The organism is uncultured Propionibacterium sp. (assembly GCF_963539965.1).
Taxonomy (GTDB): domain Bacteria; phylum Actinomycetota; class Actinomycetes; order Propionibacteriales; family Propionibacteriaceae; genus Propionibacterium.
Genome location: NZ_CAUTOU010000011.1, coordinates 19,213 through 43,625 on the forward strand (window position 1 = coordinate 19,213; position 24,413 = coordinate 43,625).

The window sequence follows — 24,413 nt, forward strand, 5'->3', positions numbered from 1 at the left end:
GGCGGCACCGAATCGGCCATCCGCGCCCAGACCCCCGCCCGTCGGCCGCTAGGCTGGGCGTTGCACGGCACGACCAGAGCGGCGACAAGGGGATCACCATGTCGATGGACGAGTACGGGCAGCTGCGGCTGCAGGGCGAGCACTGGCGCATCAGCGTCCTGGGCGAGCACCTGCTGCGCTACGAGTGGAGCCCCCGGGGCGTCTTCGAGGACCGCCCCACCCAGGTCGTGATCGGACGCCCCTTCGCCCCCGTGCACGCCCGGGTGCGCGATGAACCCGGCACCGTGCAGATCATCACGGCGGCCTTCCAGCTTGACTACGACGGCACCGCGCCGACGCCGCGCTCCCTGCGCGTCAAGGGCCGGGGCGACTACCAGTCGGTATGGCGCTACGGGCTGCCGCTGCCGAACCTGTTCGGCCCGGCCCTGGGCCTGGCCTCCAACCTGGGCGGTACGGCACGCACCCTCGACGGGGCCGACGGGCCCATCGACATGGGCGGGGGCCTGGCCACGCGCAACGGCATCTCGGTGCTCGACGATTCGTCGTCCCTCGTCACCGATGGCGAGCGGCTCGTCGCCAGGGCCCCCGGCACCGTCGACCTCTACGTCTTCGTCCACGGGTCGGACCACGCCGGGGCCGTGGAGGACTTCTACCGCATCGCCGGGCGCCCGCCGCTCATTCCCCGCTGGGCCCTCGGCAACTGGTGGAGCCGTTACCACGCCTACACGCAGGACGAGTACGAGCGGCTCATGGACCGGTTCAGGGCCGAGGACATCCCCTTCTCGGTGGCGGTCATCGACATGGACTGGCACCTGACCGACATCGACCCCGCCTACGGGCACGGCTGGACGGGCTACACCTGGAACCGCGAGCTCTTCCCCGACCCGGCCGGCTTCCTGGCCGGGCTGCACGAGCGGGGCCTGCGGGTGACCCTCAACGTGCACCCGGCCGATGGTATCCGCGCCTACGAGGACTGCTACCCGGCGGTGTGCGAGGCCATGGGCCGGGACCCCTCGGCCGGCCTGCCGGTGGAGTTCGACCTGTCCGACCCGACGTTCACGAGGGCCTACTTCGAGCGGGTGCACCACCGGCTGGAGGAGATGGGCGTCGACTTCTGGTGGATCGACTGGCAGCAGGGCACGGTCGGGCGCGACGGCGCGGACCCGCTGTGGCGGCTCAACCACCTGCACACCGCCGACATGGCCGCCCGGGGCAGGCGTCCGCTCATCCTGTCGCGCTACGCCGGGCCCGGTTCGCACCGCTTCCCGGTGGGCTTCTCCGGCGACGCCGTGGCCTCGTGGGACTCACTCGCCTTCCAGCCGCGCTTCACCGCCACGGCCGCCAACATCGGCTACGGCATGTGGAGCCACGACATCGGCGGGCACGTCTTCGGCATCCACGACGACGAGCTGGCCACCCGCTGGCTGCAGTTCGGCGTGTTCTCCCCCTTCACCCGGCTGCACTCGAGCGACGATCCGTTCGCCGGCAAGGAGCCCTGGAACTACGGGGCGCCGGCGCGGTCCATCATGGCCCGCTTCCTGCGCCTGCGGCACGCCCTGGTGCCCTATCTGTACACCGAGTGGGCCACCGGGGCGCCGCTCGTCCGGCCGCTCTACCACGAGTGGGGCGACCGCCCGCAGTCCTACGAGGCGCCGGACGAGTACCTGCTCGGCCGGCACCTGCTCGTCGCCCCGGTCACCCGGCCCCTCGAGAGGGCCTCCCAGAGCGCCGCGGTCCGCGTCTGGCTTCCGCCGGGGCGCTGGGTGGACCTGTTCACCGGGCTCGTCTACCGGGGCGACCGCTTCCTGACCCTCCGCAGGGGGCTGGACGCCATCCCGGTGCTCGCCCGGGCCGGTTCGATCATCCCGATGGCGGTCGGCGCCTCCACCGAGAACCCGAACGAGATCGAGCTGCTCGTCGTGCCCGGCGCGGACGCCTCCTACGAACTCGTCGAGGACGACGGGGCGCTGCAGCCGGCCACCGCCCGCACTCTCATCGAGTGGGTCCAGGACGCCCGAACGCTCACCGTGCACCCGGCCGTCGGCGCGACGCGGGTGCTCCCGGCCGGGCGGCGCTGGAGGGTGCGCCTCATCGGTTCCGGCCCCGATGGGGGCCTTCTCGAGGAGGGGCCGCGGGTCGAGCTCGGCGAGGCCGGGGCCGACGGGATTCTCAGCGCGCACCTGCCTGTCGCCGACCCGGGGTCCAACGACGTCGCCGGGCGCGTCCACGAGCTGCTCCTGGCGGCCCAGTGCGCGCATACGGCGAAGAGCTTCATCGACGGGCTCGTCCGCGCGGGCGAGCCGCTCGACCAGGTCGTCGCCCTGCGCGAGGCACGGGTGCGCGGGATCGTCCACGGCGGAGCCGCGCCCCTGCCCGAGGACCTGGTCGAGGCGGTCAGCGAGATCGTCGTCGCCGACGCCGGCTGAAGGCGCGGGGTCGGCCGCGGGGCCGGGGCACGCCCGGTGGCTCCCCGTTCCGCCCTCCGGGGAGGGCAGGAGGGCCGGTCGCCGGGAGGATCCCGGGGGCCGTGTCACCGGAGCGAGGGTTCTCGCCGATCCTCCTGGCCGTGGGCGGGCCCAGCGGTTCGATGGTTCGGAGACGGATGCCCCGCCGCGCCCGCGAACGCCTGACTCGTGACGGCGAGGTCCCGGGTCAGCCTGCTCAGCTCCTCCCGCTCCACCGGCCCGCCGGCGACGGTCTTCTCCACCAGCCGAGAGGCCAGGGCGTGCGCATCGGTCATGACTCCCCGCAGTTCCCGAGCAGTTCCGGAACCGAGACACCGCGCGGCGCTCACCGTGCCGTGAAGTCTGTTCAGACGCTGATCGGCTGTTGTCAGAGACTGCTCGAACTTCCCGATCGCCTCGCCTCGGGCGATCGCGGTGATGACATCGCGGCAGAGCACCAGAAGGGCGCCGATGCGCAGCCGCGTCACGTCGAACGTGCGGACGGGGAGGATGAACCATGCACTGGCGATGCCGATCGCTCCTCCGACCAGGACGCCGAGGAGACGGTGTCCCAGCATGTCGGTCGCGGATTCACCGAAGTACCCGTACAGGAAGGTGAGCGCAGCGGTGATGCCCGCCGCCCAGTAGACGTAACCACAGGAGCGCGCAGCCGCTGCCACCGCGAGAATGCCGAAGAGAGCGACCAGAGTGGTGGCCTCGCCGGTGCTGGACCAAGTGGACAGGACGGTTGCGATCCCGGTTCCGGCGAGTGCGCCGACCACGCGCTGGGTCCCCTTCCAGAGCACATCGCCACGTCCTTGGTTCGCGCTGTGGACGATCAGTGCGGTGAGAACCGGCCACACCAAGTGATCAGGGTCCATGAGCTGCGCGGCTGCGAATGAGGCCGCGGTCGCACAGCCCAATTGGATCGCCATCCGCGTGCTCGTTCTCGGGCCGCTCCTCGGCCGGCGCGAGGATTCCCGGCTCGGTGAGGGTGGTGGAAGACCCCTGAGCGCTCGTGTGGCCAACGCCCACGTCATGGCCACCCCCGCGGCGACGAGCATCCATCCCATGAGTCCCCACGTACGGTCGATGCTCTTCGGGGACACCAGTACGGCGATGAACGGCGTCGAGGCTATCACTCCGGGTCGTCGCAGGGTCGGGGCGAAGCGACGTTGCCACACCAGTATGGCGACGCCTGCCGAGAAGGCGACGGCGCCCAACGCCCTCAGGGCCGTGTCGGGGGTCAGCAGCATTCCACATCCAATCGCTGCACCGCTGGATGCCGTGAACATCCCGAGTGCGGCGAGAAGCTCGGGCCGGTCGACGGTCCTCAGAGCACGGGGCAGGGCGACCCCCAGCATCACGGCGAAGACGATCGAGTCGATGGGAGGACTCCACCATGTCCCCAGTTGCAGCATCGACCAGAACGTCGGCAGTACCACTGTCATCGTTTCCACGCCGCTGCGGAGGATATTCTTTGCCAGCCTTACCAACATGTGACTTCCTAAACCGGTAGGTTGTTTGAAATGGGATGAAAATATGATTGTTGTGTGATAGTCTTCTTGTGTGACAGACGGAGTGACGGTAGAGGAAGTTGCCCCTTTGCTCAGATCAGCGGTGTTGCGTCTTGCGCGTCGACTTCGAGTAGAGCGGGGCCTGTCGGCGCTGAGCAACAATAAAATAACGATACTGAGTAATCTGGCGCGTGAAGAGAATGGGACTCCGTCCCGGATCGCTCTTGAAGAGCGGCAGCACTTGCAGTCGTTGACACGGCCTCTCGCTGAACTTGAAGGTGCCGCACTCATCAAGCGATCCAGCGACCCCGAGGATGGCAGGCGAAGCATATTGAACATCACTCCCGCCGGACGCGAAGCACTCGAGGCTGACATGCGATTACGAGATGAGTGGTTGTGCGGCATACTTGCAGGGCTCGACACGCATGAACTTGACACGCTTTATTGCGCTGCTCGGATCGTCGATCATCTAGGAACTTCCCTCTGAATCCTGGAGCGGGAGCAGGAGGCACCACGCGCGCTGCTGGGATCATTGCGGGGACGGTGTTTTCGCCCGGTTCACGCTTGGGATCGGCCTGAGGACTTGTGTCGTCACGGTGGTGGGATCATCTCCGCCTGCTGTTGGTCATAAAATCATCTCCGATCCAGTTCATCTTGGATCCGCTTGCTCCGTTGAGTTCGCTTGAGGGCCTCCACCCAAGGCGTTATTTCTTCTTCGGGCATCCCGCATGCCGAGACGAAGGCTATCAGGATCTTTCTTGAAGGCGCTCTTCTTCCCATTAAGACGTCGGCGAGAGTACTTTTGGGAAGCACTTTTCCTGCCGCGTTGGCATTTCTTTCGAGTTTGCGCAGTGAAGGCTGTCCGGACGCAAGCCGTAAACTGATCATCAGCTGTATCAATTGGCCGGTGTAGAGGCAAGTGTCAATGGTGGGGATCTGAAGACCGGTTTTCCGTGGAGAAGAAGTCAAGGCTGCGAGCCACAGCTGCTTGGCGCGTTCCTTGTTCGCGCCACAGGCGTCTACATATGCTGCGACAACTGAATACGAAGGCATGTAATGACCAGAATCAGCGCGAGAATAGGTTGCAGCTGAATAACTTCTGGTTTTCATTTCCATCTGGCGGTAGGTGAGATTTGATTTTTCCCGCTGTCGTCTGAGCCATCTTGCTAAGTCATGGCAACGTGCATTTTGGTCTAGTGGAGACTTCTTTCTACCCATTTTCAGTCCTCAATCATGGTACTCCGGGGCCAAGTGATGACTTGGAGAGTTCATCCGCACGAGTAGGTGAACGAATCAATAATATGGCGTCGGGTTCTCTTCGGGTTTCTTACGGGAGATGATAGTACGTGAACACTTACTATTTGTCCAGAGGGCGGGTCCCCGTGCCCAGAGGAGCTCATCCGACGAGTGGTGCGCGGGCCGGGCGGAACCGGTCAGTACGGACCGTCTCGGAGACGCCGCTGACCCGTTCGGCTGACATGGCGCGCCGAAGGTTCAGACCTTGAGCCGTCGTGCTCGAGGACAGGGCGGTTGGTGGGTTCGGCTCGGTGGTGGGTTTGGGCGGGGCCCGTGCGGTGGGTCTTCTCCGGTTCGTCGGGAACGGCGTCGCCGACGAGACTGATGAGGACGAGTGGGTGCGGCGGCGCTGGATCGGTCCGGCCGTTGGCCCTGACCCGCCTCGCCCCTGGAACCATCGGTGCAGCGTCTCCGGGGCCGAGGCCCCGACCGGCTACCACCCACCATCGGTCGATTCCCCCGCGGCCCGGACGGGTCCGATGATTGCCTCCCCTGCCCCCTCGATCCGGCCCGGACAACCCGCCTATCCCCACTGCCTGTTCGTACTGCCCGGCACGGTCCCGGCCCGAGAACCGGAACTCCTGAACGCACCGAGACGATTCATGCTGCTGCTGAGGGGATTGGGCGTGATCACTCGGTGCTCTGCCAGGGGGCAGGAGGATGAACAGTTTTGATTCAATTTGTCCAAGGCTCTTGAAACAACCTCGTGCGCGGGGATCACGCGTGAGTTCCGCTGCCCCAGGCCCCGAGTGAGCTGATGCCAGCTTTCACAACTGTCCGGAAGGCCAGTAACACCACCCATTGCATCACATGGTGAAGCGAGGGATTCTTTCGGTCAGTGGTTAGGCAACGATTAGATCGTGTTATGCCACAGGTGGAGCGCAACGCGCTATACGAGAAAGGGGAAGGAATGACGCCAGCGCCTGATACCGAGGAGACCTTGGTCCAACTGATTCAAGAGGTGAAGCCATCGCTTCGTACGGTGGAGATCCATTCGACTGATTCGATTCCGGACAGATTGGGTTTGGACTCATTGGATCTGCTTCAACTGTCACGACGTGTTCGTCGCAAGTTTGGGAAGTCTTTTGACCTGGATGAATGGACAAGGGGTTTGCCCGAGCATCATGGATCAGTGCAGTCCATGGTGGATCTGCTGGTTCAGACGAATCAGAATGATTGAGGGCTGCCGATGGCCGGCCATGAGAGTAGTAAAGATGGTGTTGCAATCGTTACAGGCGGTTCGCGTGGCATCGGGGCGGCTGTGAGTGAACGATTGTCTGGGCTTGGTATGGATGTGAACATCATGTACGAACGTAATGCCAAGGCCGCGCGGCAGGTTGCCGAGCAAATGACTTCAAAAGGGCGGAAAGCAACAACGTATCAGGTTGATGTCTCAGATGAAAATGAAGTGAATGAGGTGGTCGAAGAGATCGTTGGCACCAGTGGCAAAATTGATCTACTTGTCAATAATGCTGCGATCATCGATGACCGTCTGATCATGGCAACCAGTCTCGCTGGGTGGGGGAGAGTTCTTGAAGTAAATATTACTGGAACTTTCTTGATGACCCGTGCTGTGTTGCCGTATATGCTCGATCGGGGCCACGGAAAGATAATCAATATCTCATCGAATTCAGCTAGAATTCCTGGCCCTGGCCAAGCGGCTTATGCGGCTTCAAAAGGTGCAGTGGAAGCATTCACGCGGGTTGTGGCCATGGAAGTCGGGAGAAAAGGGATCAGAGCGAATGCAGTGGCACCAGGCAGAATCATGACTGATATGACGCGTGACTTGGTGGACAAGCTTGGCGCGGGTACGGATGATTCTCGATGGGGAACGCCCGAAGATGTTGCTGCTGTGGTTTCATTTCTCGCATCACCCGAGGCGGACTACGTTCAGGGACAGGTCATTACTGTCGATGGCGGTCGACTCGTCATGCGTCCGCGCTCCCAGTGAGCGGGCTTGTCATCGATGACGCAGGAGGCAAGTGTGGAGAAATTCAATAATATGGGGGATGCGTCAACAGAAATCGCTTACTGGGAAGACATGCGCGATTCACGTGTGCATCGTTACGGTCCGCTTGTTTTTACGACTGAACTGTTGGACAAGCTGTTGGACATGCTGGGAGAGAAACACCCAATTCACACGGGTGCAACGAAGGCTTCCGGCGGTATCCCAGTATCCAGAATCGTACCTGGTGGCTACATCCATGCAGTCACGTCCGGATGGATAGTTGAACACGGCTCAGCGGCGGCAATCGTTGGACTGCGGTCAATGCATTGGGATTTTGTTCGTCCTCTCCTTCCCGATGTCCCTTTCTATTTTACGACAGAGACTGAGGAATCCTCGGTTGTCAATAGTTCGGTGGGGCTCATTTCCAGTCTGCGCCGAGTGACCGATGAAGATGATCAGACTTATGCTATCGGGCGCATGAATGCCTTGGTCCGACGCAGAGAAAATAATATCTGAACAATTACTGAATTCAAGATGAAGGATATGACGCATGGAGACGTGGAGGCCACTTGATGGCCGGGTCGCTCTAATTACAGGCGGATCAAGAGGAATTGGAGCTGCGATTACAAGGAAACTTGCCAGCTGGGGGGCTACTGTCGCCATAGGGTATGTCGATCACTCGCGTGAGGCCAAGGGAATCTTGGCTGATCTGAAACGGGATGGTGTTGAATCGAGCCTGCATCAAGCCGATCTTTCTGATCCGGATGATGTGAAGAATTTGATTCAAGAGGTAGGCGATCTGTATGGCCGTATCAATATTTTAGTCCACAATGCTGCAGCGACCAAATTCGTGGAACTCAAGGACGCCAGTCTGGAGCAGTGGCAGTTTGTCCAGGATACGAATTCGAGGGCGACTTGGTTGCTCTCAAGCCATGCATTGGGCCTCATGAGGGGGCAAGAAGGGGCTCGTTTCATCACTATCACTAATTCGACCACCACACGAATCATCGAAAGAGCCGGGTTGTTTGCGGCGGCAAAGGCGGGAGTGGAGGCACTGACGAAATATCTTTCGTTTGAATTAGCCCCTTATGGAATTGTTGCGAATTGTGTCAGGCCCGGATTGGTTCAGACTGGAGTCATGAAGGTTCGTCCTGATTTCGCATACGGTGTCGACCACGAACGAAACGTGACTCCATGGCTCAATGGCCGAATCACAACGGCTGAGAGCAGTGCGGATGCCGTGGCTATCCTGTGTCTGCCCGAGGCGAGTTGGATCGCTGGTCAGACAATTACTGTGGATGGCGGGTATCGTCTGTGGGGAATGTTACCGAGGCGTTCGCGCGGTCGTTGATGAAGTGTTTGACGCAAGAGAATGAAATCGAAGATGACTTATCCGATCATGATAGCTGGAGTCGGACTGATAACGTCGTTGGGGAAAGGAGCGCAAGCAGTTCTCAATACAATGAAACAAGGGAAGAATGGGTTCGATCTGAATCAGGGCACGAGCGATAGGGAGGAAGCTGCTGCGCGTGTTGCTCCTGAGACAATATCCTGGCCCAGTGGCCCTGCATGGATGAACCGTGAGAAATATGCCAACCGGCAATCACATCTTGCAGTGACGGTTGCGCAGGAAGCGATCAAGGATTCAAGGATCGCAGCGCCGGATTCTGCTGGAATCGATCCGCGGCGAAGCGGGATCATCATGACCTCTGGGACGAGTTCAAATGATGAGCTCGGCGCGTTGTTGCCTCGTCTTGCATCTGAGAGCAGGATGAGCAGTAGGTCCTTATCAGAATTTCTCTACGATGAGATTCCAGACTATTCATACATCAAGGGCATACCTTCTCAGATCGGACAATTTGTTTCTGATGCCTCGAACTTTCGCGGATCTAATGTGGCGGCTTATGGGGAGGGCAGCTGCGGCGGGTTAGCAGGACTGTCTCTTGCTCTTGATTCAATTATTTCGGGAGAACTCGACCGCGTGATGGTAGTTGGCGTTTCGATTCTCCCCTCGGTGACTCTGGCCGATGCCTTTTCCCGGGTGGAGCCATTTGCCCCACGTGCTGTTGACGGCAGGGGCCCTTCCGACATGAATCGTTGCGGGTCTCTTCTTGGTGAAGCAGCTGTGGCAATTATTGTTGAACGTAAGGATTTGTGGCGGCATACGATGGCGAAAAGATCGATTCAGGTCGTGAATGCCGCAACAGCTGTGGCACCATCGGTTCAGGAATCTCTCAAGGCCGCCTTGCACGATTTGAAGGATGATGTTGATGATACTGATGTCTGGTGGGCGAACGGAGCAGGAACCCGGCAGCTTGATGCTATTGAGGCGGAGACCGTTTCCGCTGTCGTGAGAGCGCCGGCAACGGCTAGTAAGGGAACTATTGGAGATGCGCTCGAATGTTCAGCACTGGTGGATGTCGTTCTTGCCGCTGAGAACATTGGAGAAAACTTAATACCTCCAGTCGGGCTGACCTCACAGGTCGATCCCTATCTCGGTGGTATTGATGTCGTTGTTGAAGAACCGCGTCGGGTTGATGCTCCTCTTGGTACGGCGCTGATTACGAGTTTGTCTCATGGATGGGATTGCCCATCGGCCGGTGCTGTTGTTATTCGTGATGGAGATGAGTAATGGTGAGTGGTGTATTGATTACTGGTGCTGGGATGGTTACGCCGATTGGCATTTCTGTCACAGAATTTTGGGGAGCCTGTCTGTCGGGTAGATCGGGACTCCGAGTTGATGACCGGATGGATGTGGAGAATCTCCCGTGCGGTTGGGTCTCTGGGCTGCTGACATCTGATGATCATGAGAGGGTGCTGCAGAGATCTGGATCTGTTGGAAGGTCGTGGAGCGACACGCTTCTGTATGATTCCGTCAAGCAGGCTCTTGATGATGCTGCGATTGAGGCGGCTCCGGACTCACGTATTGGAATGATCTGGGTCCGTGTGTGGCCTGGCCCCAGCGGTTCGGATCCGCGTGATTACTCCCGTCATTTGCAGCGTCTCGCAAGCCGGTTTGACAGGATTCATGACAATCACGACGACATAATTGATGACATCAGGCAGGACACACCTCCGTCTGAGGTCATGGATCTTTCATCCTTCCCGGCCAATGTTTCCCGTATGCTGTCATCGCCAGTTAATGCAAAACGGATCGAGGCGACGTGCGCTGGGGGTCTGCGTGCTATCGCCGAGGCTGCAAGGATGATCATGCTTGATCAAGTCGATGTTGCGATTGTCTGTGCTGCTGTTTCGCGGAACACCCCGTATGTTGTTTCGCAATATGCCCAGTTGATGGCTTTGTCGCGATGGAAAGGGCCAGTCGAGCAGGCTTCGATGCCTTTCGACAGGAGACGTTCTGGCATGGTCATCAATGAATCTTCTGCTGCTGTGATCATTGAATCGGATGAACACGCACGTAATCGTGGAGTAGAACGAAGCTATGCTCAAGTCTCAGGGTGGGGGATTTCTATCGGAACTGAACATGTGACCGCCCCAGAGGCTGAATGCATTGAACACGTTATGACAGATGCTCTCCAGTCAGCCGGAGTGACTCCTGATGCCGTCGACGAAATCAATTCACATGGCACGTCAACAAAATTGAATGATCTGACCGAGGCGAGAGCTATTCATAAGATTTTTGGCAACCGTGCCTCATCTCTTCCCATCGCGGCTATTAAATCGATGACAGGGCATGGCTCTGCGGCTTCAGGGATCGTTGAAAGCATCGCTTCGGCCCTGAGCATCTGCGCTGGAGTGGTGCCCCCTGTTCCCACGTGCCTCGAACCGGATCCTAAATGTGATTTGGCTGTTCAGACGAGTGCCGCACACATTCCTGTTCGAACTGTGCTAAAAAATTCGTTTGGTTTTGGTGGACAGTACGCTTCGATGCTGTTTACTGAACCGCCTGTCAGACGTCAGTTCGCCTGATGGTTTTCATTAGATGTGTTGTCCTGTCTGGTGAGATCCCTTGCTTTCTGCCTCTACGCTTGCACCACAAGATTTCAATGACATTCAGGCAGTAGTGGTCTGGCTCCATGGAATGGGTGAAGAGCCAATGACAATGCTTGATGTTGCAGCGGCTTCTGGATTGGCTGAGATCGGTGTCGAGTCCATAGCATTAAAGGCTCCCATGAAGCACGCTTCCCAGATTACTGGAGAAATTGTCGACGCCTGGTTCGACCAAGAATTTGCGCACTTGGAGATGTCGAATCGAACTGAATTCTGGGAAGCCGTCAACAGGGTGGATGAGTACGTTGATTCACTTGCTGACCATGACAGCACCCCGAGACTTGTGATCGCCGGTTTTTCACAAGGCGCGGCTTTGGCGCTGGCTGAGTTGATGAGTCATCCTGATAAGTTTCATGCCGCGCTTCTCTATTCACCTTATAGGGTGATTGATATTTCACTGCTCTCTCGGTGTGCCATGGGCCGAGGCCGATACCCCATTGAACATGAATTGCCTCGCATCTGGATCGGTTATGGTCTACGGGACTGGGTGATTCCAGCCCGCTGGTCGTATTCTCTTGTTCTCGAACTGCGGGGCTTGGGGTTTGATGTCGTGACGCATCATTATCTTGGAGGTCATGTTCCCTTCGGCGGGGCGGAGAGTGACATTCGAGATTTCTTGATTTCTTCGTTCTCTTCTTCGAGGTAGGGCCTGTTTGGTTGATGGCGCGAGTGGTGGTTTCTGCTGATGGTCGCCGGCCGCGGGTATGCGGTCGGCGAAGAAGGGTGGCGAACGTGTTGGGGGCGGGCCCCCGGCGCATGCCCGCCCCCAGCGGGTCTGGCTGGTGCCCTTGGGGTCCAACGATCTCATGACCGAGCACTCCACCGCTGAGAGCCGGCTGGTGCCCTCAGTGATCTGGACACGACCGCGGGCGCCGACCCGCTGAACGCCGTATCCTCGGGAACCAGGCGAATCGGAACCATCAGCACCGAGGGGGACATCTGTGGCACGCATTGCAATCACGGGAGCGACCGGTCGCATCGGCGGCATGGTCGCTCGGCTGCTCGAGGACGGCCCCGACGAGCTCGCCCTCATCGTCAGCGACGCGTCGCGCGCGCCCGAGGGTCCCTGGCAGGTGCACGTCACCTCCGGGTACGCCGACCCCGCCAACGAACAGGCGCTGGTCGGAGCCGACGTGCTGCTCATGGTCTCGGCCGCCGAGAGCGAAGACCGCCTCGGCCAGCACGAGGCGCTCATCGCCTCGGCTGCTGCCGCCGGCGTGCCGCACGTGGTCTACACCTCGTTCCTGGGCGCCGGCCCCGATGCCACGTTCACCCTGTCGCGCACCCACTGGGCCACCGAGCAGGCCATTCGCGCCTCCGGCATGGCCTTCACCCTCCTGCGCGACTCCTTCTACCTCGATTTCCTGCCGCAGATGGCCGTCGACGGGGTCATCGCGGGCCCGGCCGGCGACGGCGTCGTCGGGGCGGTCGCCCAGGCCGACGTGGCCGCCAGCGCGGCCGCCGTTCTGGCCGGCCCCGCCCGGCACGCCGGTGCCACCTACAACCTCACCGGCCCGCGGGCGATCGGCCTGGCGCAGGTCGCCGAGACCGTCACCCGGCTGACCGGCGTGCCGACGACGTACCGCGACGAGACCGTCGAGGAGGCCTACGCCAGCCGGGCCCGACACGGCGTCCCGGACTGGCAGCTGGACGCCTGGGTCAGCACCTACACGGCCATCGCCGCCGGCGAGGTGGCTCTGGTCACCGATGACGTGCGGGCCCTGACCGGCCGCGAACCGTTGTCGTTGGAGCAGCTGCTCGCCCGCTGATCCGGGCCCCGGGCAACCCGGGGCAGGCCCCGGCGGGGTCCTTGCTGGACCTGCGGGCACCGCGCATGCACCCGCGGTCTCCGCGGGGGCGGGGCCGGGAGAGGGGGATGCCCGCGGTGGCGGGCGGGGAGGAATCGGTAGCAGGGCATGGGGAGGACCCCGGTACCGGAGGGTGCTCGGTACCGGGGTCCTCCTTTACTGCGATCCGCCTTCTGCCCCAAGCGGTTGCGGAGGTCGTCCTGGCCTAGACGATCTCCCGGCCACCAGCGAACTGGGCCCGGTAGAGACGCCAGTAGGCGCCCCTGGCCGCGATCAGTTCGTCGTGGCTGCCCTGCTCGACGATGTCGCCGTGCTCCATCACGAGGATGACGTCGGCGTCGCGGATCGTCGAGAGCCGGTGCGCGATGACGAAGCTGGTCCGCCCCACGCGGAGCCGTGCCATCGCCCGCTGGATGAGGGCCTCGGTCCGGGTGTCGACCGAGCTGGTCGCCTCGTCCAGGATCAGGATCGCGGGCTCGGAGATGAACGCGCGCGCGATCGTCAGCAGCTGCTTCTCACCGGCCGAGACGTTCGTCCCCTCGTCGTTGATGACCGTGTCGTAACCGTTCGGCAGGGTCTGGACGAAGCGGTCGACGAAGGCCTGTCTGGCGGCGGCCCTCACCTCCTCGTCCGTCGCCCCCGGTTTGCCGTAGGCGATGTTGTCGCGGACCGAGCCGCCGAACAGCCAGGTGTCCTGGAGGACCATGCCCAGCTGGTCGCGCAGCTGGGCGCGCGGGACGTCGTTGATGTCGACGCCGTCGATGAGGATGCGACCGCCGTCCACGTCGTAGAAGCGCTCCAGCAGGTTGACCATGGTCGTCTTGCCTGCCCCGGTGGGGCCGACGATGGCGATCTGCTGGTCCGGTCGCACGTCGAGCGACAGATCCTCGATGAGCGGCTTGTCGGGGGAGTAGGAGAACCTGACGTGATCGAACTCGACGTGGCCCCTGACCGGCAGCTCCAGGGAGTCGTTCCGATCGGGGGCCTGCTCGGCGGCGTCGAGGACCTCGAAGACGCGCTCGGCGCTGGCCACGCCCGACTGCAGCAGATTGGCCATCGAGGCGACCTGGGTGATCGGTTGGGTGAACATGCGCGAGTACTGGATGAACGAGGTCACATCGCCCAGCGGCATCTGGCCGCTGGCCACGCGCAGGCCGCCGACGACGGCAACCGCCACGTAGGTCAGGTTCCCGACGAAGAAGTTGACCGGCATGAGGATGGCGCTGATCGCCTGAGCGCCGAAGCTCTGCCTGTAGAGCCTCTCGTTCGTCACGGCGAACTCGGCCTCGACCTCGCGGCGGCGGCCGAAGACCTTGACCAGCGAGTGACCGGTGAAAGCCTCCTCGACCTGGCCGTTGAGGACGCCGGTCGCCGTCCACATGCCCACGAAGCGCTTCTGCGCGGCCCGTCCGATCGACACCGAGGCGATGAAGGAGACGGGGATCGCGCAGATGGCGATGATCGCCAGACGGGGGCTGACCGTCAGCATCATGATGAGGACGCCGGTCAGCTGCAGCACGGCATTGAGCATCTGCGTGAGCGTCTGCTGCAGGGTCTGCTGGATGTTGTCGATGTCGTTGGTGATGCGGCTGAGCAGCTCGCCGCGCGGCTGCGAGTCGAAGTAGCTCAGCGGCAGCCGGTCGAGCTTGCCGCTGACCTGGTCGCGCATCGAGTACACCGAGCGCTGGACGACCCGGTTGAGGATGTACCCCTGCAGGAACTGCAGTACCGAGGCCAGCACGTACAGCGCCATGCACATCAGCAGGATGCGGCCCAGGCGCGTGAAGTCGATGCCCTGGCCGGGGACCACGTTCAGGCCGGCGATCATCCGCGCCTGGTCGGACCGGCCGGCCGCCTCCAGGGCGGCTACCGCCTGCTCCTTGGTCAGCCCGGCCGGCAGCATCTTGCCGATGAAGCCCTCGTAGACCACGTTCGTCGCCCGCCCGAGCAGTCTGGGGGAGTAGACGTTGAAGGCGACGCCCGCGATGCCCATGGCGATGACGACGGCGATCTTGAACCTGTGCGGGGCGAGCTCACCGATGAGGCGGCGCAGCGAGGGGCCGAAGTTGACGGCCTTCTCCTGCACCCTGCCGGTACCCGGCCCGCCGTCGGACTGGACGTTCTTGGCGTAGTCGGGGCGCTCGTTGGCCCTGGTCGTGGTTGTCTGGGTCATGCCGTGGCCTCCTCGGCGCTCATCTGCGAGGCCACGATCTCCTGGTAGGTCTCGCAGCTGGAAAGCAGTTCCTCATGGGTGCCGCGTCCGACGATGCGTCCGGAGTCGAGCACGATGATCTGGTCGGCGTCGCGGATCGTCGAGACGCGCTGGGCGACGATGAGCACCGCCGCCTCCCGCGTCTCGGCGGCCAGGGCGGCACGCAGGCGGGCGTCGGTGGCGACGTCGAGGGCGCTGAAGGCGTCGTCGAAGACGTAGATCTCGGGCTTCTTGATGAGGGCCCGGGCGATCGACAGGCGCTGGCGCTGGCCGCCGGAGACGTTCGTGCCGCCCTGGGCGACCGGGGCGTCCAGCCGGCCGTCCATCCGCCCGACGAAGTCGGCCGCCTGCGCGACGGTCAGAGCGGCCCATATCTCGTCCTCGGTGGCCTCGGGGTTGCCGTAGCGCAGGTTCGAGGCGATCGTGCCGCTGAACAGGTACGGCTTCTGCGGCACCAGGCCGATGCGGCTCCACATGAGGTCCATGTCGAGCCGGCGGATGTCGACGCCGTCGAGCTTGATCGAGCCGCTGGTCACGTCGTACAGGCGGGGGACGAGGTTCGCCAGCGTCGTCTTGCCCGAACCGGTCGAGCCGATGACGGCGGTGGTGGTGCCCGGGCGCAGCGCGATGCTGATGTCGTGGAGCACGGGCTCCTCGGCGCCGGGGTAGCTGAACCCGACGTCGACCATCTCCATCGAGCCGGTCCTGGCGAGCTTCCTGACGGGCCTGCTGGCCGGGGTGACGGTCGAGCGGGTGCGCAGGACCTCCATGATGCGTCCGGCGCAGACCTGCGCGCGGGGCAGCTGGATCATCATCATCGCGGCCATCATCACGCTCATGAGCATCTGGAACATGTAGGTCATGAAGGCCGTGATCTGACCGACCTGGATGTGCCCGCCGTCGACGCGCAGGCCGCCGAACCACCACACGGCCGCGGTGGAGGAGTTCATGATGAGCATGACGACCGGGATCAGCATCGAGAAGAAGGCGCCGATCCGGAAGCCCAGCAGCATCAGTGACTGGTTGGCGATGTCGAAGCGCTTGCGCTCGCGGCGCTCGCGTACGAAGGCGCGGATGACGCGGATGCCGCTCAGCTGCTCGCGTACGACCTGATTGATGCGGTCGATGCTCGTCTGGTTCCTCCTGAAGGCCGGGGTCATGCGGCTGACGATGAGCGCGACGAGCACGACCAGCACGACGACGGCCACGGCGACGATCCAGGACAGCCCGAGGTCCTCGCGCAGCGCCATGATGATGGCGCCGATCATGGTGATCGGGGCGCCGAGGATCATGACGCAGGTGAGCAGGATGAGCTGCTGGACCTGCTGCACGTCGTTCGTCGTGCGGGTGATGAGCGAGGGGGCGCCGAAGTGGTTGACCTCCTGGCTCGAGTAGTTCAGCACCGTGTCGAACAGGCCGGCGCGGACATCGCGCCCGATGCCCATGGCCAGACGGGCGCCGAAGACGGCCGCCAGGATCTGGGCCAGCGCCTGGGTGCCGCCGACGGCGAGCATCCTGGCCCCGGTGTGCCAGACGTAGGTGGTGTCGCCGTTGGCGACGCCGGTGTCGATGATGCGGGCATTCAGATTGGGCAGCATCAGCAGGGCCACGGAGGCGATCGCCTGCAGCAGCACGACGAATGCGAACTGGCCCCTGTAGCGGCCGCCGAAGCGCCCGATGAGTTTCATCAGCATGCGGAGTCCTTCTTCAGTCCGTGGGTGAGGAGATGAGAGGCGAGTTCCGGCGGGAAGTCCGCGCCCTGGCTCAGGAAGGGGTGCGAGGTCGCCATCGCCGCGGAGCGGAGCCAGGCGGCGGCCTGCTGCAGCGGGACGGACAGCTCGTTCCTCCAGGGGGCGAGGGCCTCGGCCATGGCCTTGCGGAGGTCGTCGGATCGAGTCGGACGACCGTCGTAGTTCTTCATCGGGGGTTTGCGGGGCGTCAGATCGTCGGAGGGCATGGCGTGGACGGCCATGAACACCTCCTCGATGGTGTCCATGTCGGAGTACAGCAGGGCCAGGATGGCCGTGATGCGCTCCTCGAGGCTGTGGTGCCCGGGCATCCGCCGGAGCGCCTCGACCGTGTCGGTCGGGTCGAGCACGTCGGCGATCACCGCGTCGAAGAGCGCCTGTTTGGTGGGGAAGACCCGGAAGATGGTGCCCTCGGCGATACCGGCCGCCTCGGCCACCTGTCGGGTCGTGAACCTGCCCCCGTTGGCGACCAGGAGCGGACGCGCTGCGGCGATGATCGCCCTGCGCCGCTCCTCGGGAGGCATTGGCACCGCTCTGCTCACAGGCACCGAGATTATGAGTGAGCACTCACTTGTTCAAGCGGGGGATCGTGCGGCCGGGTGTTCGTCCTTGCCGGTTCGATCAGGCGCCCGTGGCCGTCGTGAGGATCCGGGGCGGGCGCCGTGCGCTCGGCTCGCCGGTGCCGGGCCGCGGCTGCTCCGGCGTCCCGGTCGGGGGCTCCGGGTGCAGAAGGCGGGGCACCGCGGCCGGGCGCTGCGCGCCGCCTCGTCGCGCCTGTCACGCGGGCCTGCTCGCGCGGCCTGCTCTGCGGCGGTCGCGGGGGAGGGGCGAGGCCCGGTGGGCCGGGTCGGGACGCCCCGTGCCATCGGTTCGGGCTTCTCCCGTGGAGAACATTCGATTAGGGTTGCCCCGGTTGTTTGATGACGGGTGCCACCGGCCCCGTCGGACGCCCACCGGCGTGGTGCCGGGCGGGCTCCCCCCGGAAGGATGAACTGACCGCGTACACCGAGAATGTCGTCAACACGGGGGTGGTCGGCGAACTGCCCGTCGTCCCCGAGAGCACCACCTCGCGCATCCTGGTGAAGAACGACCTGCTCCAGGTCACCCAGTTCACCTTCGGCGCCGGGCAGATGCTCAGCGAGCACGCCGTCCCCAAGGGCGCGGTCGTCCAGCTCCTCGAGGGCGAGATGACCTTCTCCCTCGACGGCGCCCCCAATCCGCTGCGTGCCGGCGACTCCGTCTACATGGCCCCCGGCGTCCTGCACTCCCTCAGGGCCGAGACCGACTGCCGCATGGTGCTGGTGCTCGTGGACGTCTCTGCGATGAATCTGTGAACGCGCCCGTACGGTCACCGGGGCCGGCGCGGAACGCCTCGTCGCGAAGCGGCTTCCGGAAAATCGGCACGGGCCTTCCACGTCGGGGCGAAATGGGTTAGCCTAACCTTGGCGATTCGCTTCCAGGGAACGCGGGTCACCGGTGTGGGCGAGCACCGGTGACCCGCGTTTTCATACCCGGGCGCGTACCGGCCCGCGCGATCGGCCGGTGGTGCCCGGGCCCGCTGGCGAGGGCGCCGTGGATCGGATCCCTTGATCCGACATCCCCCTTTGCTACACTCATTTCCCAACACCCGCGGGCGGGTATCGCCCCGGCGGGTGGCGAAACCGAGATAGCACAAGACAGCCGTCCGCGCGAGTGCGGACATCAATACGGGCTGTCCCGGCGCCCCGGCCCGTGCCGCCTCCGTGCCCCCGAGAATCCGGAGCAGACCGCGTGGAAGAGACGACTGTCCGAATACTCCTGTACAGCCACGACTCGCAAGGCCTGGGTCATGTGCGCCGCAACCTGGTGCTCGCCCACCGCTTGGCCGAGGCCATCCCGGAGGCGACCGGGTGCCCGGTCTCGGGGCTCCTCGTCTCGGGCCTGACGGCGGTGGACGGCTTCCCCCTCCCGGAGGGCTTCGACTGGCTGACCATCCCGGGGGTGGCGAAGGGCCGCGACGGCTACGAGCCCCGCAATCTGGCCGGTCCCACACACCGGCTCATCGACCTGCGCTCGGTCCTGATCGAGTCGGCCATGCTGTCCTACGCCCCCGATCTGGTCATCATCGACCGCCACATCTACGGGGTGTGGCGGGAACTGCGCCGCCCGTTGCACCGGCTGCGCGCCCGCAACCCCGGCACCCGGGTGGTGCTCGGCCTGCGCGAGGTCCTGGACGAGCCGGTCGCGGCGGCTGCCGAGTGGCGCGAACTCGGCGACCTGGCGCAACTGCGCGCCCTGGTCGACGAGGTGTGGGTCTACGGCGACCGGGCCGTCCACGACCCGATCGCCACCGGCGAGGTGCCCGCCGGCCTCGCCGACAGGGTCCGGTTCACCGGCTACCTGGCCCTCGGGCGCCGGGACAGCGATCCCGCCGCCGAACCGGTCCGCAGGCCCTTCGTGCTCACCACGGCCGGGGGCGGCTCCGACGGCCGGGGCCTGCTGCTGGCCGCCGCCGGGATGGACGTCCCCGCGGGCCACGAGCACGTCATCGTCACCGGCCCGCAGCTCGGCGACGCCGACTTCGCCGCCGTCGAGGCCCGCACCGGCCCCCGCACCCGTGTCCGCCGCTCGTGGCCGGGACTGAGCAACCAGATCGCCGAGGCCGCCGCCGTCATCGCCATGGGCGGCTACAACACGGCCTGCGAGATCCTGGCCACCGGCACGCCCGCGCTCGTCGTGCCCCGCGAGGAGCCCAGGCTCGAACAACTCATCCGGGCGCGCGCGCTGGCCGGGGCCGGCGCCCTCGACGTCATGCGCGCCTCGCAGCTGGACCCGGCGGCCCTCGGCGCCTGGGCGTCCGGGGCCATCGGCCGCCGCATGGACCGCTCCGGCCTGGCCCTGGACGGCCTGGACGTCGCGGCCCGCTACGCCGTCGAGCTCGTCAACGAGGCCCGGGGCGCTGACCGGGTGCCGCCCGAACCGCGGATCGGCTATGTCCTCAAGGTCTACCCCCGTTTCTCCGAGACCTTCATCGTCACGGAGATGCTCGCCCGCGAGGCCCTGGGCGACGAGTTGCGCATCTACGCGCTGCGCCCGACGACGGACGCGCGCTTCCACCCGGAGATCGCCAGGGTCAGGGCCCGGGTGAGCTGGATTCCCCGCCACCTCAGGGGCGCCGACATGTGGGAGCAGCTGGGCGGGGCCATCACCAGCCCCCGGCTGCGGGAGAACCTCGTCCGCCTGCTGCCCGATCTCGTCGACCTCCCGGGCGACGAGGTGGCCCAGGGCGTGGCGCTCGCGCAGGCCGTGCTCGACGACGGCATCACCCACCTGCACGCCCACTTCGCCTCCCTGGCGGGCCGCATGGCCTGGCTGGCCTCGCGCCTGACCGGCGTGCCCTACACGATCACCACCCACGCCAAGGACATCTTCCACGAGTCCGTCGACCTCGCCTGGCTGCGCCGCATCTGCGGCCAGGCCGACCGCGTCGTGGCCATCAGCAGCTTCAACGAGGACTACCTGCGGGAGGTCCTGTCCGGCACCGGCGCCCGGGTCAGCCTGCAGTACAACGCCCTGGAACTGGCCCGCTTCCCCTACCGCGAGCCGCCGGAGGTCTCCGCCCCGCTGCGGGTGGCCGCCCTGGGGCGCCTGGTGCCCAAGAAGGGCTTCGCGGACCTCATCGACGCGATCGCCGAGGTCGACGCGTCCGGGGTCGGCGTCACCGCGTCCATCGCGGGCGACGGCGAGCTGGCCGGGGAACTGGCCGATCGGATCAGACGGCGGGGGCTCGCCGGCCGCGTACGGCTGCTGGGGCCGTGCACCCAGGAGGAGGTCAGACGGCTGCTCGGCCGGGCGCACGTCTTCGCGGCGCCCTGCGTGCAGGCCCCGGACGGCAACATCGACGGCCTGCCCACGGTGGTGCTGGAGTCCATGGCCAGCGGCACCCCCGTCATCGCCACCGCCGTCTCGGGCCTGCCCGAGGTCGTCAGGGACGGCGGCACCGGGATCCTGCTCGAGCCCGGGGACGTCGACGCCCTGGCGGCGGCGCTGAAACGGATAGCCTCCGGCGGCGTCGACCTGGTCGCACTGGCCCGCAACGCCCGGAGGCTCGTCGAGAGGGACTTCGACAGCCGCGGGCAGGCCGCGATCCTGTCGGCCTGGGAGTCGGGTCCCGCCCGGGTGCGGGAGGGGACGTGATCGCTGATGCGCATCGCCTACGTCAGCGTCGACCCCGGAGTCCCCGTGTTCGGCACGAAGGGCGCCTCGGTTCACGTCCAGGAGGTGGTGCGCGAGCTGCGGCTGCGCGGGCACGAGGTGAGCGTCTACACCGCGCGACGCGGGGACGAGGCGCCCGCCGATCTGTCCGCCCTGCCTCTGGAGGAGTTCCCGGTGGCGGTGCGCGACCCCGCTGGGCGCGAACGCGCCCAGCGGGAGGCCTCGGCCGAGATCGTCCGCCGGCTGCGCACGGCCCCCGGCGGCGTCGACCTGGTCTACGAGCGCTACTCGCTGTTCTCCACAGTGCTCGCCCGGCTGCACGGCGCCGCCGGGGTGCCAGGCGTCCTGGAGGTCAACGCCCCGCTGATCGACGAGCAGCGCACCCACCGGACGCTGGTCGACGAGACGGGCGCCCTCCGGGCCCTGCGCGCCCAGGCGGCGGCCGCCTCGGTGACGGTGTGCGTCTCCGAGCCGGTGCGCCGCTGGGTGGCCGTTCGGGCCCCGGACGGGCGGTCCAGCACCGTGCCCAACGGCGTCAGCGTGCGGCGCTTCACGCCCCGGCCCGAGGAGCCCGGGATCCCCGTGGCGACCTTCGTCGGGACCCTCAAGCCCTGGCACGGGGTCGACGACCTGCTCCGGGCGGCCTCCCTGGCCCGCGCCCCCTGGCGCCTGCGGATCATCGGGGACGGCCCCCGGCGCGCGGCGCTGGAGCGGCTGGCCGCCCGGCTGGGGCTCGAGGTGGACTTCCGCGGGGCGGTCCGCCCGGCGGACATGCCCGCCCAGCTGGCCGGGTCCGCCATCGGGGTGGCCCCCTACCCGAGGACCGGCAGCGGGAACGACCAGTACTTCTCCCCGCTGAAGGTCTACGAGTATCTCGCCGCCGGCCTGCCCGTCGTGGCCTCCGGGGTCGGCCAGCTGCCCGGGATCCTCGGCCGGCTGGGCGTACTCGTGGCGCCCTCGGACCCCGCGGCCCTCGCCGGGGCGCTCGACGCCCTGGCCGTTGACCCCCGGCGGCGGGCCGAGCTCGGCCGGGCCGGACGCGCCCTGGCCGTCGAGCGCCACTCCTGGACGGGTGTCGTCGAGCGGATCATGCGGCTGAGCGGGGCGGAGGCGGCCCATGGCTGACGAGCGGATCAGGAAACGGGCGCTGGCGCGCACCCTGCGCCTGCTGGCCCCCGACGTGGGCCCGCACAGGAGGCTCCTGGCGGGCGGGATCTGCGCCCTGCTGGCCGAGGTCGTCTTCCGGGTGCTCGAGCCCTGGCCGATGAAGTACGTCGTCGACTCCGTCTCGGCGTCGCTGGGCGCCAGCGGCTCCCACCCCCCGGCCACCGTCGGGCTGCTGTTGTGGTGGGGGCTGGCGCAGGTGGCGCTGACTGCGCTGCGGGCCCTGACCAACTACCTGGCCACGGTCGCCTTCGCCCTGGTCGGCTCGCGCGCGGCCACCTCCCTGCGGGGCCGGATCTTCCGGCACGTGCAGGGGCTCTCCTTGCAGTTCCACTCCCGCAACCGCAGCGCCGACACCGTCCAGCGCATCGTCAGCGACGTGGCCCGGATGCAGGACGTGGTGATCACCGCGGGCCTGCCCCTCGTCGTCAACGTCGTCACCCTGCTGGTCATGCTCCTGGTCATGATCGTCCTCGATCCCCTGCTGTCCCTGGTCGTGGTCGGGGCGATCGGACTGTTCGTCCTCACCTCGACGGGCAACTCGCAGAAGATCGCCGCGGCGGCCCGCAAGACCCGCAGGGGGGAGGGCCACCTGGCGAACACCGCCCAGGAGTCCCTCGCCGCCATCGAGGTGGTGCAGGCCTACGGGCTGGAGGAGCACATCGCGGGCCGTTTCGGCACCGCGAACCAGACCTCCCTGCGGTCGGGCGTGGCCTCGCGGCGCCTGTCCGCCCGCCTGGAGCGCACCACCGACGTCATCATCGGACTCGCCACCGCCGTGGTCATGGTCAGCGGCGGGCTGCGCGCGCTCACCGGGGCCATGAGCCTGGGCGACCTCGTGCTCTTCACTAGCTACCTGCGCACGACGATGAAACCCCTGCGCGACATGGCGAAGTACACCGGCCGGATCGCCCAGGCCACCGCCTCCGGCGAGCGGGTGGCCGACCTCATGGAGGTGACCCCCGACATCGTCACCCCCCCGTCCCCGGTTCCGATCGGCCGGGCGCGCGGCATGGTGCGTTTCAGCCGGGTGCGCGCCGGCTACGAGGGCACCGAGGTGCTGCACGGGCTGAGCCTGGAGGTGGCCCCCGGGGAGCTCGTGGCCCTCATCGGCCCCTCGGGCGCCGGCAAGTCCACGCTGGTGTCCCTGCTGGTGCGCGCCCAGGACCCGACCGGCGGGGAGATCGTCCTGGACGGCCACCGGCTGCGGGACCTCGACCTGGCCGAGCTGCGCGCGAACGTGTCCCTGCTGCACCAGGAGGCCGTGCTGTTCACCGGCACGGTGCGGGAGAACATCCGGCTGGGCCGCCGGGGGGCCGGCGACGCGGAGGTCGAGGAGGCCGCCCGTGCCGCCTGCGCCCACGACTTCATCATGGAGCTGCCCGAGGGCTACGACACGCCGGTCGGCGAGCGGGGCGGCACCCTGTCGGGGGGCCAGCGCCAGCGCGTGGCCATCGCCCGCGCGCTGCTGCGCGACGCCCCGGTGGTCGTCCTCGACGAGGCCACGACCGGACTGGACCCCGCCTCGGCCGGCCTGGTCCTGGACGCGGTGGGCCATCTCGTGGCCGGCCGCACCACCCTGGCCGTCACGCACGACGCGGAGGTCGCCCTGCGCGCCACCCGCGTCGTCTGGATCCAGGACGGGCGCATCATGCTCGACGGGGCCCCGCAGGACCTGCTGGCGGGCAGCCAGGCCTTCCGCGACTGGGTCACCGCCGGCGGGCGCGACGTCGACCGGATCAGGATCGAGGGGCGGTGATGGCGGTGGGGGCCCCGTCGACCCTGGGCGTCGTGGAGACCGTGCTCGACGCCGGCCGGCTCAGTGAACTGACGGGCCGTGACGTGCGCGCCGGACGCATACGGATCAAGCCGGGGACATCCGTCGCCGTCTGCCTGGAGGAACCCGCCACGGGCGGGGCCGCCGGCTGGGCCCGCGTCCTGTGGCCGGGCGGCCGTTCCAAGGCGGACAAGGCCGGGCGCTGGGCCGTCGAGCACGGCCTGGCGGCCGCCCAGCGGCGGCTGGCCGGCGGGCTGCTGATCCAGCACGGCGAGATCCTCGCCGACCCCGGGC

20 protein-coding genes are annotated in these 24,413 nt (G+C 65.9%); 15 read left to right on the forward strand and 5 right to left on the reverse strand.

The features are described 5' to 3' along the window. Window positions 1-98 precede the first annotated feature (98 nt). The gene (locus R2N01_RS03775; protein WP_316668611.1) at window positions 99-2,426 is read left to right on the forward strand and encodes a TIM-barrel domain-containing protein; all 2,328 of its coding nucleotides are present in this window, start codon (window positions 99-101) and stop codon (window positions 2,424-2,426) included. Between the two features lie 104 nt (window positions 2,427-2,530). Here the strand turns inward: R2N01_RS03775 and R2N01_RS03780 are convergent, their stop codons facing one another. Beyond that, window positions 2,531-3,895, reverse strand: coding sequence for an FUSC family protein (locus tag R2N01_RS03780; protein ID WP_316668648.1), 1,365 nt, complete (start codon window positions 3,893-3,895; stop codon window positions 2,531-2,533). Between the two features lie 118 nt (window positions 3,896-4,013). On the opposite strand from R2N01_RS03780, the gene R2N01_RS03785 reads away from it, so the two are divergent. Then, window positions 4,014-4,448, forward strand: coding sequence for a MarR family transcriptional regulator (locus tag R2N01_RS03785; RefSeq protein WP_316668614.1), 435 nt, complete (start codon window positions 4,014-4,016; stop codon window positions 4,446-4,448). A gap of 146 nt (window positions 4,449-4,594) precedes the next feature. Here R2N01_RS03785 and R2N01_RS03790 read toward each other — a convergent pair whose 3' ends face one another. Continuing rightward, a complete protein-coding gene (locus tag R2N01_RS03790) occupies window positions 4,595-5,179 on the reverse strand; it encodes a helix-turn-helix transcriptional regulator (protein WP_316668616.1) in 585 nt (194 codons plus the stop codon). Window positions 5,180-6,131: 952 nt separating this feature from the next. Between R2N01_RS03790 and R2N01_RS03795 the strand changes: the two genes are divergently transcribed. The 8 genes from R2N01_RS03795 (at window position 6,132) to R2N01_RS03830 (ending at window position 12,985) form a co-directional block, all read left to right on the forward strand. Beyond that, entirely contained in the window at window positions 6,132-6,437 is a 306-nt protein-coding gene (locus R2N01_RS03795) for a phosphopantetheine-binding protein (RefSeq protein WP_316668618.1), read from the forward strand. A 9-nt stretch (window positions 6,438-6,446) separates the two neighbouring features. Next, a complete protein-coding gene (locus R2N01_RS03800) occupies window positions 6,447-7,208 on the forward strand; it encodes a 3-oxoacyl-ACP reductase family protein (RefSeq protein WP_316668621.1) in 762 nt (253 codons plus the stop codon). A 33-nt stretch (window positions 7,209-7,241) separates the two neighbouring features. Continuing rightward, window positions 7,242-7,721: a MaoC family dehydratase gene (locus R2N01_RS03805; protein ID WP_316668622.1), complete on the forward strand. Its 480-nt coding sequence runs from the start codon at window positions 7,242-7,244 to the stop codon at window positions 7,719-7,721. A gap of 34 nt (window positions 7,722-7,755) precedes the next feature. Continuing rightward, window positions 7,756-8,556 carry an SDR family oxidoreductase gene (locus tag R2N01_RS03810; protein ID WP_316668623.1) on the forward strand — a complete coding sequence of 267 codons (801 nt, stop codon included), beginning with the start codon at window positions 7,756-7,758 and terminating at the stop codon, window positions 8,554-8,556. Window positions 8,557-8,589: 33 nt separating this feature from the next. Beyond that, the gene (locus R2N01_RS03815; RefSeq protein WP_316668625.1) at window positions 8,590-9,837 is read left to right on the forward strand and encodes a beta-ketoacyl synthase N-terminal-like domain-containing protein; all 1,248 of its coding nucleotides are present in this window, start codon (window positions 8,590-8,592) and stop codon (window positions 9,835-9,837) included. After that, window positions 9,837-11,135, forward strand: coding sequence for a beta-ketoacyl-[acyl-carrier-protein] synthase family protein (locus R2N01_RS03820; RefSeq protein ID WP_316668627.1), 1,299 nt, complete (start codon window positions 9,837-9,839; stop codon window positions 11,133-11,135). Before R2N01_RS03815 ends, R2N01_RS03820 begins: the two co-directional genes overlap by 1 nt. A gap of 40 nt (window positions 11,136-11,175) precedes the next feature. After that, complete coding sequence (locus R2N01_RS03825; RefSeq protein ID WP_316668629.1) at window positions 11,176-11,862, forward strand: alpha/beta hydrolase-fold protein; 687 nt, start codon at window positions 11,176-11,178, stop codon at window positions 11,860-11,862. A 295-nt stretch (window positions 11,863-12,157) separates the two neighbouring features. Further along, a complete protein-coding gene (locus R2N01_RS03830) occupies window positions 12,158-12,985 on the forward strand; it encodes an NAD(P)H-binding protein (protein ID WP_316668631.1) in 828 nt (275 codons plus the stop codon). 244 nt (window positions 12,986-13,229) lie between these two features. Here R2N01_RS03830 and R2N01_RS03835 read toward each other — a convergent pair whose 3' ends face one another. Genes R2N01_RS03835 through R2N01_RS03845 form a run of 3 tightly spaced genes read right to left on the reverse strand, consistent with a single transcriptional unit; the run spans window position 13,230 to window position 17,508 of the window. Next, on the reverse strand, window positions 13,230-15,197 hold the full coding sequence (locus tag R2N01_RS03835) for an ABC transporter ATP-binding protein (RefSeq protein ID WP_316668633.1): 1,968 nt from the start codon (window positions 15,195-15,197) through the stop codon (window positions 13,230-13,232). Next, entirely contained in the window at window positions 15,194-16,930 is a 1,737-nt protein-coding gene (locus tag R2N01_RS03840) for an ABC transporter ATP-binding protein (protein ID WP_316668635.1), read from the reverse strand. Before R2N01_RS03840 ends, R2N01_RS03835 begins: the two co-directional genes overlap by 4 nt. Next, window positions 16,924-17,508: a helix-turn-helix domain-containing protein gene (locus R2N01_RS03845; protein WP_316668649.1), complete on the reverse strand. Its 585-nt coding sequence runs from the start codon at window positions 17,506-17,508 to the stop codon at window positions 16,924-16,926. The genes R2N01_RS03840 and R2N01_RS03845 overlap by 7 nt, the downstream gene beginning before the upstream one ends. 396 nt (window positions 17,509-17,904) lie before the next feature. Between R2N01_RS03845 and R2N01_RS03850 the strand changes: the two genes are divergently transcribed. From R2N01_RS03850 to R2N01_RS03870, 5 genes are all read left to right on the forward strand, one after another. Further along, entirely contained in the window at window positions 17,905-18,318 is a 414-nt protein-coding gene (locus tag R2N01_RS03850) for a cupin domain-containing protein (RefSeq protein ID WP_316668636.1), read from the forward strand. A gap of 436 nt (window positions 18,319-18,754) precedes the next feature. Then, window positions 18,755-21,160, forward strand: a complete 2,406-nt coding sequence (locus tag R2N01_RS03855; protein ID WP_316668637.1) for a glycosyltransferase — start codon at window positions 18,755-18,757, stop codon at window positions 21,158-21,160. A 6-nt stretch (window positions 21,161-21,166) separates the two neighbouring features. Next, window positions 21,167-22,303 (forward strand): glycosyltransferase family 4 protein, encoded by a 1,137-nt coding sequence (locus R2N01_RS03860; protein WP_316668639.1) that lies wholly within the window; start codon window positions 21,167-21,169, stop codon window positions 22,301-22,303. Beyond that, window positions 22,296-24,101: an ABC transporter ATP-binding protein gene (locus tag R2N01_RS03865; RefSeq protein WP_316668641.1), complete on the forward strand. Its 1,806-nt coding sequence runs from the start codon at window positions 22,296-22,298 to the stop codon at window positions 24,099-24,101. The genes R2N01_RS03860 and R2N01_RS03865 overlap by 8 nt, the downstream gene beginning before the upstream one ends. Continuing rightward, window positions 24,101-24,413 (forward strand): hypothetical protein (locus R2N01_RS03870; RefSeq protein ID WP_316668643.1); only part of this gene is annotated, 313 nt, incomplete at its 3' end. The genes R2N01_RS03865 and R2N01_RS03870, both read left to right, overlap by 1 nt.

What these genes read in the sequence shown, in the direction of transcription:
- R2N01_RS03845 (WP_316668649.1), bottom strand. Translation starts at nt 17,508, where the DNA reads ATGCCTCCCGAGGAGCGGCGCAGGGCGATCATCGCCGCAGCGCGTCCG.
- R2N01_RS03815 (WP_316668625.1), top strand. Translation starts at nt 8,590, where the DNA reads ATGACTTATCCGATCATGATAGCTGGAGTCGGACTGATAACGTCGTTG.
- R2N01_RS03835 (WP_316668633.1), bottom strand. Translation starts at nt 15,197, where the DNA reads ATGACCCAGACAACCACGACCAGGGCCAACGAGCGCCCCGACTACGCC.
- R2N01_RS03850 (WP_316668636.1), top strand. Translation starts at nt 17,905, where the DNA reads ATGACGGGTGCCACCGGCCCCGTCGGACGCCCACCGGCGTGGTGCCGG.
- R2N01_RS03810 (WP_316668623.1), top strand. Translation starts at nt 7,756, where the DNA reads ATGGAGACGTGGAGGCCACTTGATGGCCGGGTCGCTCTAATTACAGGC.
- R2N01_RS03840 (WP_316668635.1), bottom strand. Translation starts at nt 16,930, where the DNA reads ATGCTGATGAAACTCATCGGGCGCTTCGGCGGCCGCTACAGGGGCCAG.
- R2N01_RS03865 (WP_316668641.1), top strand. Translation starts at nt 22,296, where the DNA reads ATGGCTGACGAGCGGATCAGGAAACGGGCGCTGGCGCGCACCCTGCGC.
- R2N01_RS03860 (WP_316668639.1), top strand. Translation starts at nt 21,167, where the DNA reads ATGCGCATCGCCTACGTCAGCGTCGACCCCGGAGTCCCCGTGTTCGGC.
- R2N01_RS03775 (WP_316668611.1), top strand. Translation starts at nt 99, where the DNA reads ATGTCGATGGACGAGTACGGGCAGCTGCGGCTGCAGGGCGAGCACTGG.
- R2N01_RS03790 (WP_316668616.1), bottom strand. Translation starts at nt 5,179, where the DNA reads ATGGGTAGAAAGAAGTCTCCACTAGACCAAAATGCACGTTGCCATGAC.
- R2N01_RS03820 (WP_316668627.1), top strand. Translation starts at nt 9,837, where the DNA reads ATGGTGAGTGGTGTATTGATTACTGGTGCTGGGATGGTTACGCCGATT.
- R2N01_RS03780 (WP_316668648.1), bottom strand. Translation starts at nt 3,895, where the DNA reads ATGACAGTGGTACTGCCGACGTTCTGGTCGATGCTGCAACTGGGGACA.
- R2N01_RS03800 (WP_316668621.1), top strand. Translation starts at nt 6,447, where the DNA reads ATGGCCGGCCATGAGAGTAGTAAAGATGGTGTTGCAATCGTTACAGGC.